The sequence below is a fragment of the Thioalkalivibrio sp. ALJ16 genome (assembly GCF_000377345.1).
Taxonomy (GTDB): domain Bacteria; phylum Pseudomonadota; class Gammaproteobacteria; order Ectothiorhodospirales; family Ectothiorhodospiraceae; genus Thioalkalivibrio.
The window spans coordinates 28,266-45,104 of record NZ_KB898049.1 but is presented as its reverse complement, the minus strand read 5'-3'; the positions used below and the strand labels follow the sequence as shown (position 1 = coordinate 45,104).

The following is a 16,839-nucleotide window of genomic DNA, read 5'->3' as shown; positions in this document are numbered from 1 at the left end:
CAGGAGAACAGCATGAGCATGCAGGCCCAGCTCGCCAATCCGCGCGGCTTTTGCGCCGGGGTGGAACGCGCCATCGAGATCGTGGAACGCGCCCTCGAGATCTACGGCTCGCCGCTGTATGTGCGGCATGAGGTGGTGCACAACCGCCACGTGGTCGGCCGGCTGACGGACGCCGGGGTCGTCTTCGTCGAGGAACTGGACGAGGTCCCCGACGGACAGGTGGTGATCTTCTCCGCCCACGGCGTACCCAAGCGCGTGCAGCGCGAAGCCGAGCGCCGGGGCCTGACGGTCTTCGATGCCACCTGCCCGCTGGTCACCAAGGTGCACCTGGAGGTGGCCCGCTACGCCCGCGAGGGTCGCGAAGTGGTACTGATCGGCCATGCCGGGCATCCGGAGGTCGAGGGTACCCTGGGCCAGTTCGACGACTCGCAGGGTGGCCGCATGATGCTGGTGGAGACGGTGGACGATGTCGCCCGGCTCGAGGTCGCCAACCCGGATCGCCTCGCCTTCGTCAGCCAGACCACGCTGTCGATGGACGACACCGCCGAGATCATCGACGCCCTGACCGCGCGCTTCCCGAAGATCGAGGGCCCGCGCAAGATGGACATCTGCTACGCGACCCAGAACCGTCAGGATGCCGTGAAGGACCTGGCGAAGCAGTGCGACCTGCTGCTGGTGGTCGGCTCCAGGAACAGCTCCAACTCCAACCGCCTTGCCGAGATCGGCGCGCGCATGGGGATCGAGTCCTATCTGGTGGACGGCGCCAGCGACATCGACACGGACTGGCTGCAGGGCAAGCAGCACATTGGCGTGACCGCGGGGGCCTCGGCGCCCGAGGTACTGGTCAACGAGGTGCTCGACTTCCTGCGCGCGCATGGCGTCGAGACCGTCTCCGAACTCTCCGGGCGCGAGGAGACCGTGACCTTCTCCATCCCCGTCGCGCTGCGCCGCGAATCCGCCTGAAAGGACTGCTTACAGGAAGGCGGGAAGACTTGAAGAAAAAATTGGATTGAGGCGTACCGTACACAGCCACCGCTGCTGGCCTGTACCCGAACGTCAGGGGCCCCACACCCCAAACCCTTCCTGTCTTCCCGACTTCCTGTTAACCGCCCTTGACCTGATTCAGGACTCCAAACCCCATGGATGACCGACCGCGTTTTCGGCTGAGTATTCGCTGCCCCGACCAGCACGGCATTGTGTCCCGCATTGCCACGGCCATTGCCGACAGCGAAGGCTGGATCACCGAGGCCGCCCAGCACACCGACGAAGAGGCCGGCTGGTTCTTCATGCGCTGGGTATTCTCCCTGCCCGTCGCGGCCGAGCCCGCCCTGCGCCAGCGCCTGGAGACGCTCGCCGGCGAACTCGGGATGGACTGGTGGCTGGCCGCCGCCGACACCCGGGCGCGCGTCGTCCTGATGGCCTCGCGCGAGCCGCACTGTCTCAGCGACCTGCTGGCCCGCTGGAGTGCGGGCGAACTGGCCATGGACATCCCCGCGATCCTCTCCAACCACCGCGATCTGGAGCCGCTGGCCGCCTGCCACGGCATCCCGTTCGAGCACATCCCGGTCCCGAAGACGGGGCGCGAGGCGGCCTTCCAGCAGCTGCAGACACGGTTGCGCCAGCTCGCGCCCGACACCATCGTGCTGGCTCGCTACATGCAGATCCTGCCCCCGGGGCTGTGCGCCGAATACCCCGAGCGCATCCTCAACATCCACCACAGCTTCCTGCCATCGTTCGTCGGCGCCCGCCCCTACCACCAGGCCTTCGCCCGCGGGGTAAAGCTGATCGGCGCCACCTGTCACTACGTGACCGACGAACTGGACGCGGGCCCGATCATCGAACAGGACGTCACCCGCATCCGCCACGATGAAGGCGTGCAGGACCTGATCCGCAAGGGCCGCGACGTCGAACGCTGGGTGCTCGCCCGCGGCCTGCGCTACCACCTCGAAGGGCGCGTGCTCACCCACGGCAACAAGACCATCGTATTCAACTGACCCCGCCCGACGAAGGCGTTAGCAGGTCCACGGCCGGCCATCCGGCCGGCTAACGCAGTGGCGCGACGCCGGAAAACACCTGGCCTAGACTCGAAGTCTTTCAGGCGCGGGGGTAGCCAGATGAACACGACGACAGGCACAGACCGTGGCGCCTTCGGGCGCACTACCCGCGGCCGGGCGGGCACCACCAGACGTTGGCTGGTACTGGCCGGGATATGCCTGCTGGCCGGATTCCCGGGGCTCGCCCCCGTCGCCGCCGACACGCTCCCGGACACCATCGAGCGCATCAAGCCCGCGGTGGTCAGCGTCGCGACCTTCCAGCCCTCGCGCAGCCCGCGGGCCAACTACCTGGCCACCGGGTTCGCCGTGGGCGACGGCCGTCTGGTGGTGACCAATCACCATGTGATCCCGTCATCCCTCGATCACGAGAACCGCGAACAGCTGGTGGTGGTCAGCGGCGAGGGCCGCGACACCACCATCCACAGCGCGGAACTGGTTGCGCACTCGGAGAGTGACGACCTTGCCCTGTTGCGGATCGGCGAACCGGCCCTGACCCCGCTGCGCCTGGGGTCGTCGGATGGGGTGCGGGACGGCGAGCAGCTGGCCTTTACCGGGTACCCGATCGGGATGATCCTGGGGGTGTATCCGGCCACCCACCGCGCCAGCGTGGCGGCCCGCACGCCCATGGCGATCCCGGCCCGGCACTCGGGCGAACTGAGCGAGGCACGCATCCGCCAGCTGCGCAGTGGCGCACCGATGGTGTTCCAGCTGGACGCCACCGCCTATCCCGGCAACAGCGGCAGCCCGGTCTATCGCATCGACAGCGGCGAGGTGGTCGCCGTCATCAACCAGGTCTTCGTCCAGGCCGGGCGCGAAGCGGCGATCCAGCAGCCCAGCGGTATCAGTTACGCGATACCGGCCGACCGTATACGACCCCTGCTGGCCCGCTACCAGGACCGGTAACACGCCGCCCCGGGCTCGCCATCGCGCCTGATGCATCGATACGTATGAACCAGGCTCGGCGCTGACCTCGCCCGCCAACCGGATTCGGAAACGGACACCCCCATGGCTGACAGCCCGACCGACACTGCCCGCGTCTTCCAGCAGATCCACATCGATGTCGCCCGCAACTCCACGGACGACTTCAATCCCTTTCATGATGGAGACAAGTGGGCCCGCATACGCGGCAACCCCTTTGGCGGTCCGATCGTGCTCGGCTTTCAGCTCGAGTCGCTGGTCGAGGACCTGGTGAACGCAGTCCGCCGCGCCGAGGACGAACCGGAAGACGCCGCACTGCCGTTTCGCAATTACCAGTTCACCTTCGCCGGCGCCCTGCGCGCGGACGAGGCCTTCACCACCGTGGTCAAGCCCTCCGTACGACGGGCGGCCACGACGGGATCGCCCCAGGTGTCCAATCGTGTGGCAATGCGCAAGGGCGACGGGCTGGTGCTGCTGGGTCATGTACGCGACACCCCGACGCCACTGGCCCTGGCGGACACGCCGCTACCCCTGCCGTCGCAGCGGCCGATCGAACGGCTGGCGGATCGCTGCGTGATCGCCGAATCGGGTTGGTTCCACAAGCGCAAGTTCATGTCCAACAGCAATGCCAAGAACCTGCTGTCCGGTTCACTCGTGCGTCAGGCCGGCTACTTCGACGAACTGGAGGACTGCATCAACTTCCCGGACATGTTTCCGGTCTCGCTGATCTCCTGTGCGCTGCTGGAGCGGGCCCACGCCACCGGGCACGACTTCTACGCCCAGCCACTGGTCTACACCACCCACCACATCAGCGTGGACCAGCGCCTGGCGCGCGGCCTGCGCAGCGCCGATGCCCTGCACATCCTGGTCAGTCCGCCCGAATCCGTGACGCCCGCCGATCGCGGCCTGGCGAGCCCCGGCACGGGCCAGCAGCGCTACCGTTGCCTGGGTCTGCTGGCCGACTCGAGCGTGCTGTTCCGCGCCGATCTGACGCTCGCGCCGATAGGCTGAACCTCCAAACGGCTCGGCGGGGATCGGGGCGAACGGGGTGGGGCCCTGTGGCGCAGAGAGGAGTGCCTCAGGGTTCCGGCTGCTCCCTCTTGCCGGCGCGGCGCTCCTTGATCGCCTTGCGCACCAGATGCGGCAGCAGCAGGCGCAGAGGCATGCGCAGATAATGCGAGCGCACGTACAACCACCAGCGCGCGGTGCCGGATAACGGCCCGTCGCAGCTCCAGTGGTGGGGCCGGAGACCGCGGCGGAAAAGGGCATCCATCACCGCACGCAACGGGGCGGCGGGCCGCGCCGGGGCGAGGCGCACATAGACCGAATCGGGGACCGGAGTCGCCAGGAACTCGCGACCGTAGCGCAGCGCGTAGTACAGCGGACGCGCCAGATCCATCTCGAAGGCGCGCGCGGTCAGCTGTTCCCAGAACCCCGGGTCGCGTTCGGCGAAGTGCCGCAGCAGCGCATCCAGGTCGACCAGATCGCGCAGGCCGTTCTCCAGCTCGCCGTCATGAAACAGGTGGGTCGCACTGTGCAGGACCATATCCGTCGGCGCCAGCACATGCAGACCGGGGAAGCCGTCCAGGGGAACCGCCGCCGACCACAGTTTCTGCGGGTCCGGCCGCAGGCGCGCGGTGGGCGGCAGGATGGTGTGATGTACGTCCAGAACGCTCTTGCGCCGCATATGGGTCAGCGGCGGCAACTCGTGCATCCAGCGGCGGTAGTAGGTCTGGTCGTAGGCATCGTAGCCCTCGCACACCCAGCCGTGCACGAACAGATGCTGCTCCGCCGTCTGCAGCTGTGGCTGCGGGACCATCACATCCAGGTCGGAAAACTGCCGCCCCGGAGCGCAGGGCAACCCGGCCATCACGTAGGCGCCCCCCTTCAGCAGCAGCACCGGGATGCCCGCGCCGGCCAGCGCCTCGTGAATCCGCGCCACCTCCCACCGCAGCATGGTGTGCTGGCGATCGGCCAGGGTGCACGCCGCATCCAGATGGCGCCGCGGCGCCGGGGGAACCTCCGACAGCACGCCGGCCGCCTTGATCACGGCCTGCAGCCGCCCTTCCAGCGAGGCCACGCGCGCGAGCCGTACCAGCAGATCCCAGTCCGCGAGCGACAGATCACGGACCGCCCCCGGGTCGCGCAGTATCGTGACCAGCCGGGTCAGTGTGAGCTGCGCGTTCACGGGCCGCCCTCGCGCAGGCCGTTCAGAAGCCCGAGGGTGACATCCAGATCTGCATATTCCAGCTGCATGCACGCGCTCTGTTCGATCAGGTCCGCCGCCGCCTCGAAACCCGCGCCGCCCACCACGCTGTAATTGAAGGAGGCGCCGATCAGCCGTTGCAGGGCCTCGGCCGGCGCCAGGGGTTGCAGCTGGTCCCGCCCGCCCGGAGTGAACCGCGGGAACACCAGCCAGGCCGGTCGCGCCGGGGCCTGCATCCGCTCGATGCTGGTATCCGTAGGTCTGAGATGCGCGACCGTGCCCTTGCTGGTGTCATGCGAGGCGGGGCCGATCACCGCCTGCGGATACCGCTCCCGGATCAGATCGATGGCGGCATTTTTCAGGCTGACCGGGCGCGGCAGTGCGACCAGCTTTCCACTCTTGAGTGCGAGCAGGGCAAATTCGTCCGACAACAATCGCCAGCCCGACAGGGTCAGCGCCGCGGTCAGGGTGCTCTTGCCCGCACCTGGCTCACCCGGCATCACCAGCGCCTGCCCGTCGCGTTCCAGCACCGCCGCGTGGATCATCAGAAAGTCGTGGGCATGCTGGGCGATGCACCAGTTCAACCCCCACTCGAACAACGGGTAGGCGTGGGCCAGCGGGAGCGGGCGAAACGGCGAACGCCCGTCGAGAAAGAATCGTGCCTGCGGGCGCCAGAGCCAGTGCAGGCCGGAGGCCCGTGCGAGCGTGATGTGAAAATCGGCAAACGCCGTCTGTTCCGGCGGCAGCAACTGCCGGTCGTAGAACAGGGCCAGCGCGCGTTCGACCCGGTCCAGCCGCGAACGCAGCCGGACCACGAACGGACCCACCTGAAGGGCCACCCCGGCGCCGCGCAGTCCCGCGCGCAGGTCTTCCGGGGCTGTCACGCGTCCCGCGAGTCCGCCGGATCACAGATCAGGTAATGCTCCCGCAACTGACTCAGGCCGGCCTGCATCGCGTTCTCCAGCTCTTCTTCCGTGGCGTCATAGCGCTGTTCAAGGTACTCGAACACGGCGGCTGGCGTCATAGGGCCCTGGCGCAGGGCACAAAAGATATCGGTCAGGGGGGGCTGCAGCACGTGCGTCTCGCCACAGCGCGAGTCATACAAAGCGACGGAGTCGCCCCACACCCGCACATGGCCGGGGGGCAGGGAGATCAGTTCAAGGGGAGCTTCAGAAGCGGTCAACGAGACCCCGCTTCGCAAAGGCCGGGGAAGCGCCATAGCGACACGGCGACGGGACCATCAACGATCCTGCTGGCCGTGGTTGCGCGAAGTAGACGTCCGAACCTCTACGCACTGGCCCATCTCGTTGCGCGAGTACCCATCTTCGCAGTCGCCCTGGCTATTGATCGGACAGTAACGCTCGTTCATGTAGACGAAGACGTTCTTCACCGCCGCGTACTTGTCCGCGTCATCCCGGGCCATCGAATAGGCCTTGACGACCTCGTCGACCGAGGCGCCAAAGTCGATCGAGGTGCAGGCCGCGTTCAGTACGGCACCCACCGCGTGCCAATCCAGCGAGCCGCTGCATGTGCCACTGGCCTGGAGCACCTCCATCAGCGAGGGCGTCCCCCCCAGACACTCCGGCTTGTACCCGAATACCGACTCGAACGAGGTCGCGCCGCCGCGGTGCACCGTGGCATCAAAGCGCCGGCAGTTATTGCCAGGCGGGTTGGTCTGGTGACAGGTCCCCGGGGAGTAGCCCGTGCAGTCCCAGGCAAACCAGTTGTTCTTCCAGAACCCCGGGGTGCAGCCATCGCCCTCGGTGCATTCGTGATCGATGTTGGAGACGTTGGCGGAGAAGATGTTGCCCGACAGCGAGCACTGCCCCTGGGCACCCCAGACCGACTTGGCCGGAAGCGATACCAGCATCGCCCCGCCCAGACCGGCCGTGGCCAGGCGCCGCCGGGTCCGGCTGCGGGGGGCGGCAGAGGCCTCGTCCCGATCCGCAGACGCGGCAGGCCGCTCGTCACCCTCATGGCCGTGGCGTGGGTCTTGGTCGTGTTCGTCGCTCATGTCTTCTGCTCCAGGTCCGTCCCCGGCATTGCGCCCTTCCGTACCGAGGCCCCGGACACGCCGACAATAGCCGCGATTCCGGGGATACACGGTAATCAGACGCTTCTCACTAAACTTTAGCAAGCCCGATGCCATCTCCCCGGATAACGGATAAGTAACTGATATCGAGGGCCACCCTCCGCTCGGATGGAGAAATTCGCCGCAGGCGGGACCACAACTGGAAAGTTTTCCGACAGTCGGCCCGACCTACCCCCGCCGCAGCCGCAGGATGAACGAGTGACTAAGCCACGCCCCGAGCGCCGGCGCCGCCTGCAGCAGCCCCAGCGTGCCACGATGCTCGAGGAGTGGCTGCAGACCGGCCAGGCGCCCGGGCGCGAGCGGGAGCCAGTGCAGCGCCTCGACTCGAAGCCCCGCGTCGTTCGCCACCACCTGCAGGTCCCCGGCCACGTCATAGCGCAGATGCGGCGGCTGCCCGCGTCGACTGCGCCGCCACTCGCGCACGGCGGTCGGCAAGCAGCGCCGATTGAGCGCATCGACCCAGGCCTCCGCCCCAGGCCGCAGTATCCGCCGGATCTCGGCAAGCGCGGGGGCGGGATCGGCCAGCGCCTGCATCACGCCAAAGCAGAGCACCCCGTCGAAGGCGGCATCCGCAAGGGGAAGGTGGTTGCTGTCCGCCGCCAGCCAGGGGATCGTCGGATCGCTGCGCGCCCGTGCCTTCTGCAGCGAAGGCGTGGAATAGTCGAGGCCGACCACCTGGTGCCCCTGGGCCTGCAGCATCCGGGTGTAGGTCCCGGCACCGCAGCCCACGTCCAGCCAGCGGCCGGGCCGTGGATCGGCGCGCTGCCACAGGCGCTCGAACTGGCGCACCCGGCTGGCCAGCCCGGTGTGCGTCCAGCCCGCGATGCCGGCGTCATCCTCCAGTTGCGCGCCGCGCTCGAGGAAGCGCTGGCGCCAGCGGCGCTCGAAGCCCGGGTCGTTCATCGACATGCCCCCGGCGCCATCACCGCATCCCTGCATCGGTTCATTCCCGCACCTCGCCAACCTTTCCGATCAGTTCCGTGGCGGCGATCAGTACGTGGTCGCGGGAAAACCCGGCCCGCTCCATCTCGTCGTACAGCGTGCGCGCCAGCAGCCGCGCCACGCGCTCCGGTGCGTGGGTAATGGGCCCCGTCGCCGCCCCCGGCTGGCGGGCCAGCGCCATCTGCGTGAAGCTGGTGCGCAACAGCCCCTTCAGCCGATGCACCAGCACGGACTTGGCCACCACCAGCGCCAGGATCGACGCCATGCGCAGATCTTCCTCGGCCAGGCGCCGTCGCCCCCTGGGCGAATCGATGTTGATGACCCCGATCACTTCGCCCTCCAGCAGGATCGGCACCGCAATGATATCCACCGGACCGGGGCCGTTCTTCCGCCGCGCCAGGGGCGCGAACTCGGAATGGTGCAGGTCGCGGATCAGCAGGCCCTTCCCAGCGCTCGCAACCCGCCCCGCAATCCCGCTCCCCAGCGGCTGCTGCTCGCCGTAGGCGTGATCCGGGAGCTGACCATGGTGCGCCTGGACGCGCAGCCGCGGGGCCCCCGTCTCGGGGTCTTTCTTCACCAGCATGATCGAACAGTGCTCACAGTCCATCGCGTGCCCTACCAGCACCGAAAGCTGGAGCAGGCCCTTCTCCATGGACTCGGCCTCCTCGACAAACCGGGCCAGCTCGAGCAGGTGCTCATCAAACGCCTCGAAGGCCTCGCTCATTGCCCGGGATCCAAGGGAGGTTCATCAGACGAGAGTAGCAGGTGAAATTTCCGCACATATACTCGTCGCCGCCGATACCGTCTGCGCCACCGTGAGCCCGACACGAAAAACCCCCGGCCTGGCGAAATCCAGTACCGGGGGTTGCCAGGGGCAGGAGCGACTGGTTTCAGGCGCCGGAGCGGCGGCGGCCGGCGCCCCAGGCCACCAATGCGAGCACGCCCAGGCCGGTACCCAGCATCCAGGCGCTGCCCGGCTCGGATACCTCAGTCGGATCCCCCACCTGCACATTGATCCAGGTCTCGGCGACCAGCGGTGAGTCGACCTGCTGGGTGGTCGCAAACGGTTCCACCTCCTCCGAGCGATCGGCGTACGCCGCAAGCCCGAAGCTGTAGACGCCCTCCGCGAAGGGGTCGAACGGATCATTGCCCTCGGCGCTTGCCAGATCGTTCAGCCAGTTGAAACCCAGGTTCTGGGAGGTCTCCGTGACCCCTTCCAGCGGTCCCAGCTGCAACGTGCTGATCTGGCCGGGCACGGTCTCGAAGTACAGCTCGAAGGTCAGCGGCGCGCCCGCCAGGAAACCAGCGCCAGGGTCTATGTAGAAATTGAAGTTCCAGAAAGACAGTCCGGACCCAAAGTCCGAATCGTAATCCGGGTCACCGACCCCTGGCTGGACGAAGTAGGTCCCCGCGCCGTCGTTGGTCACCTCCGGCGCATCGAAACGCTGGGTCGCGGACAGACCGAGCACGCCGGGCGCCTCCGCGGTCTCGAAGAAACTTTGTGCGACCGCATCATTGGGGATGCCGCTGCCGCCAAAGGTAGCGTCAGGCAGTTCGCCGAATTCGTCAAAGGAAGGGTCCACCGTGGCGGCGTGCACGGACAGGGACAGCAATGCCAGCGGCACCATCGCAAATGCATGTTTCATATAGGTTTCACCTTGGGTCGTTGGGCCTTGGGGTGTGCAGACGGTGGCAAGCAACCCCAATGCCAGGCGCCATAGGCTGCTGTTTTTCCCGGCGTGGATGCGGCCCTGTCAGGCACAAGCACGGAACGCCGGCCAGGCCGTAAAAAATCCGGACAGTCACCCGTCCACGGGCCGGACGCACCGGGATGCGCTACAAGTCACTGAAAAAACTGGAAACCAAAACGATTCCGGGCGCTACCGGCATCGGCAACGCTAACCAATGCGGTCCCGGTCGACCGCCACGGAAGGGGATACGGCACGCAGCGGCGCCGACGCCACACCCAGCAACAGCGTCAGATAAAACAACAGCGCGATGCGCGGCGAGAAGAACAACGTACTGAACAGGCCAATCGACAATGCCCCCGCCAGCGCGGCCGCCATGGCCAGCGCCACTGCATCGCCCCTCAGCCCGCGCCGTATCAGCAGGGCCAGGGCGGCCAGTGTCAGCCAAACGAAGGCCAGCAGGCCGAGCCCGCCTTGGTCGAAGTAGATCTCCAGCCACTGGTTCTCGACCCGCCACGGGCGAAGGTGATCCGTCGTGAAATACCAGTGCCGCCCCAACTGTCGGAAATCGGCATTGGCCACATATTCACGGCCCTCCGAATCGCGGATCTGCACACTGTAAAATTCGACGACAGACGGCTGCCGCGCATCGACCGCCAGGGATAGCACCAGCCCGCGCTGGAACGGCCACCGGCGCGGCTCCATCGGCTCCAGATCGAAACGCCACTGGAAGGACTCGCGCCCATCCTCTTCCAGACGCATCCCTTCACTGCGACAGGCGAACGAATGCCGGATCGGCTTCTCGCAGACAAACACCCGAAAGCCAGCGGCCTCGGCACCGGCTATCCGCACGGTCGCGGTGTACTGACCGTCGCGCGGCAGACGCACGCGCTGGTTCACGAACAGCGAATCCCCTCCCCCGATCTGCAGGCGCGGCTCACCTTCTTCGCGGGTGAAGGCGAAATTCGCGGGCACAAGTCCATCGCGGTTGCCCGTGCGGTAGTGCTCGGGGAAACTGCCCACGCCCCGTCCCAGAAATACGGCCAGAGGACCACCACCCGGCAACTCCAGGGCCTCGCGCCAGTGGTCTGCCCGGGTGCCGAAGTCGCGCTCGATCTGGCCCAGACGCTGTTCGGCGAAACCGCCCAGCGTGGTGCCCGCCACCACGGCTATCGCCACCAGCGGCAGCAGCACGCCCACTACCGCGCCGCGGCCCGGGCGCGCGCGCCCGGCCACTGTGGCCAGTACCACTCCGAACAACAGGATGGCCACGGCCACCGCCAGACCGAGGTAACCGCCGCGGGAATAGGTCATTGCGACCGCGTAGGCCGTCCCCAGCGCCAGTACGGCGGTGCCCGCGAGCATCAGGCCGGGACGCTGCCGCCAGCACCAGACCAGGGCCAGCGGAAAGGCCAGCACCAGAAAGCTCTCGATACTGGGGCCACCGGCCTGCATCTCCGAGAACAGGCCGGAGAGCCGGTAGCCGCTGTCGAAATCCAGCAGCCCGGGGTAGGTGATCCGTTCGCGCACCACGAAGGCCAGCTGTGCCAGCAGGGCCAGGGCCACGCCCGGGAGGAACCAGCGGGTGACCTGCTCGCGCACCGACAGGGGGGCCACGCGCAGCATGGCCAGCAGGACCACCGCCCACAGCAGCCCCTTGGCGACCCGCAGGGCGTTCCATTCGTGCGCAAAGTGCACCGCCGCGCCGGGGTTCCAGCCCCCGGGTGGAACCAGCGCGATCACCAGGCTGATCAGGGTGGATACCAACAGCAGAGCCAGCGGCCAGACGATCGCGCGCGGCAGCAGGGCGCCGGCATGCCGGGCATGAGGCCCAAGCCAGAGACCCACGGCCACGGTCATCACCAGGAACAGATCCAGCTCGGAGACGAACAGGCGCCCGTGGTAAAGCGTGAGATCCAGCGTGCCCAGCAGCACCGGGATCACCAGCAACCAGGCCTGCGGGCGCCAGGCCAGTAGCGCGGCGTAGGCCAGCAGACCGGCACTCAACAGCACGGGCACCACCGGCCAGGTTACCGCCAGCAGTAAGGCCCCCAGCGCCAGCAAGCCGCCCAGGCCCTGGCGCAGCCGCTGCAGCGCACTTGGCGGGTGGCCCGGCCCGGACGACATCGGACCATTCGGGCGCGTCACGGGCACCGCGTTCGATTCGACACCGGCCGTGCCAGGAGTGCTCGCCCGACTCAGCCACTGCAGGAGCGCGGCCATGGCCCAGGCCGCCAGCCCGGCCAGGACCAGGCTCGCCGGGTCCGGGCGGGCACCCTCCACGAACAGTTTGGCCGACTCTACGCTCAGAGCCAGCACGGCCCCCGCGACCACCGCCAGCAGGTTCAGGGCGGCCGGCTGCAGCGGCTGACGCAGCTGCCACCACCAGACCAGCGCCCCGAGCGGCGCGTACATGGCCAGATGCAGCGCGGTACTGCGCAGGGCGTGGATCTCGTCCACGTGGTAGTGGTAATAGAACGGCCACAGGTTCAGCTCGGCCCACTGCGCGCGGGCCGCCTCCACATCGGCATGAAACGCGCCGAAGCCATGGTTCAGCGCCACCAGCAGCAGCGCATACCCGGCCCCCGCAATCACAAGCCCGGGCGTCGCATAGCGCTGCAGCGCCCGGATGACCACATGCGGATGCGTCGGCAGATGGCGGTACAGGACCAGGCCGGCCCCCATCCCCAGGGCCCGCAGCAGCACCGAGCGGCCCTCGGCGATACCCGACAGGGTCAGCAGGTTCAGCAGTTCCAGCAGCGCCGCCAGCGCCAGGGCCAGCGGGATGCCCGCCGCCAGCACCGAGGCCCCGCGCCGATGCAGCCACAGGGCCAGCAGGAGCCCGACCGGGATGCTGACCATCCCCTCCAGCGCCAGCCAGCTGATGCAGCGGAGCCCGCCGGTGCAGGCACCCGGCGCGACCCACCAGCCCCAGGCGTCGGACGCCAGTCGGGCCTGCAGCTCGTCGGCCGCCAGCACCAGATCGAAGGGGACCAGCCCCACCAGCACGTAGGCCACCGCATAGGCCACCAGCCCGCCGGCCAGCGCCCGCGCGCCCGCGTCCTCCAGCACCCGGCGCCAGCGCAGCAGCGGGTTGCGCAACGCCAGCCAGGCCAGCGCGCCCGCCACGGCTCCGGAGAAGTTGCCGGCAATATCGGCCGCCGCCGGGTGCCGGTACGGCAGCCACACCTGCAGAAACTCCACGCTGGCCGTAACCAGCAGCCCGAGCATCGACACCAGCACCACAACGCCCACCGCCCGGGGCCCGCTGCGATGGCCATGGGTCAGCCAGGCCACCCAGAAGAACCCCAGCGGCATGAACATCAGCGCGTTGGCCATGAACTGCTGGCGACCGCTCGTACCGGGGCCAGACAGGCTCATGTTGCGGTAGGTGTCCCAGGCCTGTTCGAGCGTGACACTGCCAAACTCGAACGGAAGCAGGGTCAGGTAGATCGCCGCCCCCAGCGACAACCAGGCCCACAGCGCACAGGTGCGCAGCGACAGCGGTTCCGGCATGGGGTCGCGGGCACTCAACGGGTCACCCGCCCGCCGGGCCGCCGCGCGTGCAGCCAGACCCCGGCGAGTGTTCGGTCGGGGCGGCCGGGTGTGCGCAAAGTCGGGCGCCAGCGCGCGAGTCGCGCACCATCACGCGCCCCAGCAGCCCGTTCGCGCCACAGCGCGGCACCATCGCGGACGTACCCATGGCTCAGCCTCCGTGGCCGAAATGCGTCCCGTCACTGTATACGCCGCCACGCAGCGGAAAAGGGTGAGCGTTATCCGGGCGTGGCACCCGCTGCGCGACCCTGCGGACATCCAGTTGAGGGGGCAGACGCCCGGAAACGCTAATACGTGTTTCCTTAGAGCCGCAGGTCGGTTGCCGCGCGCGGGAAGACTGATTTCACGTCGAAGATCACCGACTGCGGACGTGCCAGCGCGCGGATCGCATCGATACCCATTTGCAGGAACTCGCGGTGCGGCACGGCGACGATGATCGCATCGAACTGCCCCGGGCCCGGGGTCTCGGTCACCGGGGTAATGCCGTACTCGTGCTCGGCCTCGGCCGGGTCCACCCAGGGGTCGAACACGGTCACCTCGGCGTTGTAGCCGGCCAGGGTGGCGTGGATATCGATCACGCGGGTGTTGCGCAGGTCGGGGCAGTTTTCCTTGAAGGTCAGCCCCATCACCAGGATGCGCGCGCCCACCGGGTTGATACCCTTGCGCACCAGCGCCCGCACCGTGTTGTCCGCGATGTGGGCGCCCATCGAGTCGTTCACACGCCGCCCGGCGAGGATCATCTCCGGGTGGTGCCCCACCGCCTGCGCCTTGTGGGTCAGGTAGTACGGGTCCACGCCGATGCAGTGGCCACCCACCAGCCCGGGGCGGAACGGCAGGAAGTTCCACTTGGTCCCGGCCGCCTTCAGCACCGCCTCCGTATCCAGGCCCAGGCGCTCGAACAGCAGCGCCAGCTCGTTGATCAGCGCGATGTTCACGTCGCGCTGGGTGTTCTCGATCACCTTGGCGGCCTCGGCCACGCGGATGCTCTCGGCCTTGTGCGTACCGGCGGTGATCACCCGTGCGTACAGCGCGTCGACGAAATCGGCCACCTCCGGCGTGGAGCCGGACGTGACCTTCATGATGGAGGTCACCCCATGCTCCTTGTCCCCCGGGTTGATGCGCTCGGGGCTGTAGCCGGTAAAGAAATCCTGGTTGTGCACCAGACCGGACTCCGCCTCGAGGATTGGCACGCAATCCTCCTCCGTGGCGCCCGGATACACGGTGGACTCGTAGATCACCGTGTCCCCCGGCTTGAGCACCCGCCCCACGCTGCGGCTGGCCCCGAGCAGCGGCCCGAGGTCCGGGCGCTTGTGCCGGTCGATGGGGGTCGGCACCGTCACCACAAACACGTTGCAGGCCCGCATCGCCTCCAGGTCCGAGGTGTACGTCAGCTTCGGCGTAGCCGCCAGCTTGTCCGACTCCACCTCGCGCGTGCGATCCACCCCGGCCCGCAGCTGTTGCACCCGTTCCGGGTCGATATCGAATCCGATGGTGGGCCAGTGGTGTCCGAATTCGACGGCCAGCGGCAGGCCGACGTACCCAAGACCGATGACCCCAATGGTGACTTCATCCAGCGCGGGAAGCGTATGCATAAGATGTCCGTTCTCGTTGCTCTTCGTCATGCGGCACCCCGGCGGGGGCCATTCTGTCCCTGGACCGCGTCCGGCTCAGGGAAACACGGATCCATGTTTCCCTATTGGCAGGGCGCACAACCCGGCACGCGCGGCCCGATCCCCTCCACACGCCCCGGATTGGGGCCCGGCGGACCGGCATAGGCGCCCCAGACCGGTCGTTCGCGCAGGCGGCCATTGTAATCGTGATCCGCGCCCGCGATTGCGGGCGAACTCACGCTGCCTCCACGCTCCCGCAAACCACCCGCGCGCGGGTAGAGATCCAGCGCATCGAGGCCCGCATCCGGTGCCTCCAGATACTGGGCCGCGTCTTCCCGCGGCGCGGTGTAGTTGTGGTCACCGGCGATACCGCCTGAGAGCTGCAACGGGTTCCCGGCGAACACGGCGTTGCCCTCCACCACTTGCTCGTAGGCCGGGTCCGGCGCATCCACACGGATGCCGAATCCAGTCGCCAGGACCGTATTGTTCGCGATGCGAATATCCCGCGGCACATGGTTGTGCGGGCGCACCAGTAGCGCATCGCCGACAGGGTTTACGAACAGGTTGTCATGCAGGGCGATATTGCCCTCGCCCTGAAACAGTCGCTCGTGCGGGTTCCTGTAGAACAGGTTCCCTTCGATGCGATAGCGGTCTTCGGACCCCGTTCCGGTGGGCGGGAAATGCCCCACTAGCAGGTTGGGGCGGGCCCGGGCCCCGTCGCTCCCGCGTTCTGCCTTGTTCAGAAAATTGAAGCGAATCCGCGTCTCGCGTGGGCCCGGATCCTGCCCCGGAATCATCTCCCTTTCCGTCTGATGCTTGATCTGGATGTTGTACCCCAGAGTGCGGTGCACATGATTGTGCTCGATCACGCCACCGACAAACGGGCTGGTGCCATCCGGCTGTCCGAGATACATCCCGGTACCCACATCATGGATCTCGTTGTGCCGGATCACCCACCCCCAGGCCGGCACGCGCGTCGTAATCCCGGTATTGCCCTGCGAACGGTCGTAATGGCGGATGGTCAGGTGCTCCAGCGTCACGTGATGCACCCCGTCACCGCGCGCCTCGGCCACCACCCCCGCAACCGGTTCCCCGCCGCCATCCAGCGTCAGGTGCCGGATCACCAGATGTTCCGCATCCACCAGGCTGATCGTGTTCTCCCCGCGGCGCCCGCGCAGCACGGCCGGCTCACCCTCCGCCGGCCCGCTGATCACGATGGGCCGATCCGTTGTCCCGCGCACCCGGTGCAACCGCAGCGAACGCGGATAGTCCCCCGGCTCCAGCTGCAACCAGTCACCGGGCTCAAGCGCAGCCACCGCCGCGCGATAGTCCTCCGGCGTCGCCTGAATCCGGTTCCATCCCCCGTCCGGTGCCTCCATGGACCCCGAACCATCCGCCGCAGCCACGGGCCCAGTAGCCGGCAGCAGCAGAAGGACCAAAGCGATCAGGGCCGCGCGCCCGGCATAACTGGCGGCTGCCCCCCATCCCGCGCGTTTTACTGCGAATCCAGCCCACATATGCGACCTCCCTACCAAACGGTCTCCGAGCAGCATGACCTCGCTACAGGCCGCCTGTCATTCGGGCCCGCGGCATACGGCGGCAAGCTTCCGGCCAGGTCCGTCAACGAAACACTGGACCCGGCCACGCCGCATTTATCGGCGCAGGCGATGATCGATTGCAGCAGGACACCCGTGTGCCGCCTACGAAAAAACGCTCAATCAACGGCGCCCTCACTGTGCAGCGTTTCCCTTCGCTATGATCGGCAACAAGCCCA

Annotated in this window: 14 protein-coding genes; 4 read left to right on the top strand and 10 right to left on the bottom strand. The window is 67.8% G+C overall.

Annotation, left to right across the window (positions count from 1 at the left end; translation table 11 throughout):
- Positions 1-12: 12 nt before the first annotated feature.
- The 4 genes from ispH to D000_RS0110665 all read left to right on the top strand — a co-directional run bounded on the left by ispH (position 13) and on the right by D000_RS0110665 (position 3,983).
- Positions 13-963 carry a 4-hydroxy-3-methylbut-2-enyl diphosphate reductase gene (ispH, locus tag D000_RS0110680; RefSeq protein ID WP_018873512.1) on the top strand — a complete coding sequence of 317 codons (951 nt, stop codon included), beginning with the start codon at positions 13-15 and terminating at the stop codon, positions 961-963.
- 176 nt (positions 964-1,139) lie between these two features.
- Entirely contained in the window at positions 1,140-1,994 is an 855-nt protein-coding gene (gene purU / locus D000_RS0110675) for a formyltetrahydrofolate deformylase (protein ID WP_018873511.1), read from the top strand.
- Between the two features lie 120 nt (positions 1,995-2,114).
- Positions 2,115-2,957 (top strand): serine protease, encoded by an 843-nt coding sequence (locus D000_RS0110670; RefSeq protein WP_018873510.1) that lies wholly within the window; start codon positions 2,115-2,117, stop codon positions 2,955-2,957.
- 102 nt (positions 2,958-3,059) lie between these two features.
- Positions 3,060-3,983: a hypothetical protein gene (locus D000_RS0110665; protein WP_018873509.1), complete on the top strand. Its 924-nt coding sequence runs from the start codon at positions 3,060-3,062 to the stop codon at positions 3,981-3,983.
- A 67-nt stretch (positions 3,984-4,050) separates the two neighbouring features.
- On the opposite strand, the gene D000_RS0110660 is transcribed toward D000_RS0110665, so the two are convergent.
- The 10 genes from D000_RS0110660 to D000_RS0110615 form a co-directional block, all read right to left on the bottom strand.
- Entirely contained in the window at positions 4,051-5,133 is a 1,083-nt protein-coding gene (locus tag D000_RS0110660) for a nucleotidyltransferase family protein (protein WP_026279929.1), read from the bottom strand.
- A gap of 23 nt (positions 5,134-5,156) precedes the next feature.
- Positions 5,157-6,062 carry an HprK-related kinase A gene (locus D000_RS0110655; RefSeq protein ID WP_018873507.1) on the bottom strand — a complete coding sequence of 302 codons (906 nt, stop codon included), beginning with the start codon at positions 6,060-6,062 and terminating at the stop codon, positions 5,157-5,159.
- A complete protein-coding gene (locus tag D000_RS0110650; RefSeq protein ID WP_026279928.1) occupies positions 6,059-6,361 on the bottom strand; it encodes an HPr-rel-A system PqqD family peptide chaperone in 303 nt (100 codons plus the stop codon). Before D000_RS0110650 ends, D000_RS0110655 begins: the two co-directional genes overlap by 4 nt.
- 57 nt (positions 6,362-6,418) lie before the next feature.
- Positions 6,419-7,192: a hypothetical protein gene (locus D000_RS0110645; RefSeq protein WP_018873505.1), complete on the bottom strand. Its 774-nt coding sequence runs from the start codon at positions 7,190-7,192 to the stop codon at positions 6,419-6,421.
- Between the two features lie 246 nt (positions 7,193-7,438).
- Entirely contained in the window at positions 7,439-8,173 is a 735-nt protein-coding gene (locus tag D000_RS0110640; protein ID WP_026279927.1) for a class I SAM-dependent methyltransferase, read from the bottom strand.
- Between the two features lie 40 nt (positions 8,174-8,213).
- Positions 8,214-8,936, bottom strand: coding sequence for a GAF domain-containing protein (locus D000_RS0110635; RefSeq protein WP_018873503.1), 723 nt, complete (start codon positions 8,934-8,936; stop codon positions 8,214-8,216).
- Between the two features lie 166 nt (positions 8,937-9,102).
- Positions 9,103-9,858 carry a hypothetical protein gene (locus D000_RS0110630; protein ID WP_018873502.1) on the bottom strand — a complete coding sequence of 252 codons (756 nt, stop codon included), beginning with the start codon at positions 9,856-9,858 and terminating at the stop codon, positions 9,103-9,105.
- A gap of 252 nt (positions 9,859-10,110) precedes the next feature.
- Positions 10,111-13,416 carry a VanZ family protein gene (locus tag D000_RS0110625; protein ID WP_018873501.1) on the bottom strand — a complete coding sequence of 1,102 codons (3,306 nt, stop codon included), beginning with the start codon at positions 13,414-13,416 and terminating at the stop codon, positions 10,111-10,113.
- Positions 13,417-13,757: 341 nt separating this feature from the next.
- On the bottom strand, positions 13,758-15,047 hold the full coding sequence (tviB, locus tag D000_RS0110620; protein ID WP_018873500.1) for a Vi polysaccharide biosynthesis UDP-N-acetylglucosamine C-6 dehydrogenase TviB: 1,290 nt from the start codon (positions 15,045-15,047) through the stop codon (positions 13,758-13,760).
- Between the two features lie 101 nt (positions 15,048-15,148).
- The gene (locus tag D000_RS0110615; RefSeq protein WP_026279926.1) at positions 15,149-16,279 is read right to left on the bottom strand and encodes a hypothetical protein; all 1,131 of its coding nucleotides are present in this window, start codon (positions 16,277-16,279) and stop codon (positions 15,149-15,151) included.
- Between the last annotated feature and the right edge of the window lie 560 nt (positions 16,280-16,839).

What these genes read in the sequence shown, in the direction of transcription:
- ispH (WP_018873512.1), top strand. Translation starts at nt 13, where the DNA reads ATGAGCATGCAGGCCCAGCTCGCCAATCCGCGCGGCTTTTGCGCCGGG.
- purU (WP_018873511.1), top strand. Translation starts at nt 1,140, where the DNA reads ATGGATGACCGACCGCGTTTTCGGCTGAGTATTCGCTGCCCCGACCAG.
- D000_RS0110670 (WP_018873510.1), top strand. Translation starts at nt 2,115, where the DNA reads ATGAACACGACGACAGGCACAGACCGTGGCGCCTTCGGGCGCACTACC.
- D000_RS0110665 (WP_018873509.1), top strand. Translation starts at nt 3,060, where the DNA reads ATGGCTGACAGCCCGACCGACACTGCCCGCGTCTTCCAGCAGATCCAC.
- D000_RS0110645 (WP_018873505.1), bottom strand. Translation starts at nt 7,192, where the DNA reads ATGAGCGACGAACACGACCAAGACCCACGCCACGGCCATGAGGGTGAC.
- D000_RS0110640 (WP_026279927.1), bottom strand. Translation starts at nt 8,173, where the DNA reads ATGAACGACCCGGGCTTCGAGCGCCGCTGGCGCCAGCGCTTCCTCGAG.
- D000_RS0110635 (WP_018873503.1), bottom strand. Translation starts at nt 8,936, where the DNA reads ATGAGCGAGGCCTTCGAGGCGTTTGATGAGCACCTGCTCGAGCTGGCC.
- D000_RS0110630 (WP_018873502.1), bottom strand. Translation starts at nt 9,858, where the DNA reads ATGAAACATGCATTTGCGATGGTGCCGCTGGCATTGCTGTCCCTGTCC.
- D000_RS0110625 (WP_018873501.1), bottom strand. Translation starts at nt 13,416, where the DNA reads ATGCCGGAACCGCTGTCGCTGCGCACCTGTGCGCTGTGGGCCTGGTTG.
- tviB (WP_018873500.1), bottom strand. Translation starts at nt 15,047, where the DNA reads ATGCATACGCTTCCCGCGCTGGATGAAGTCACCATTGGGGTCATCGGT.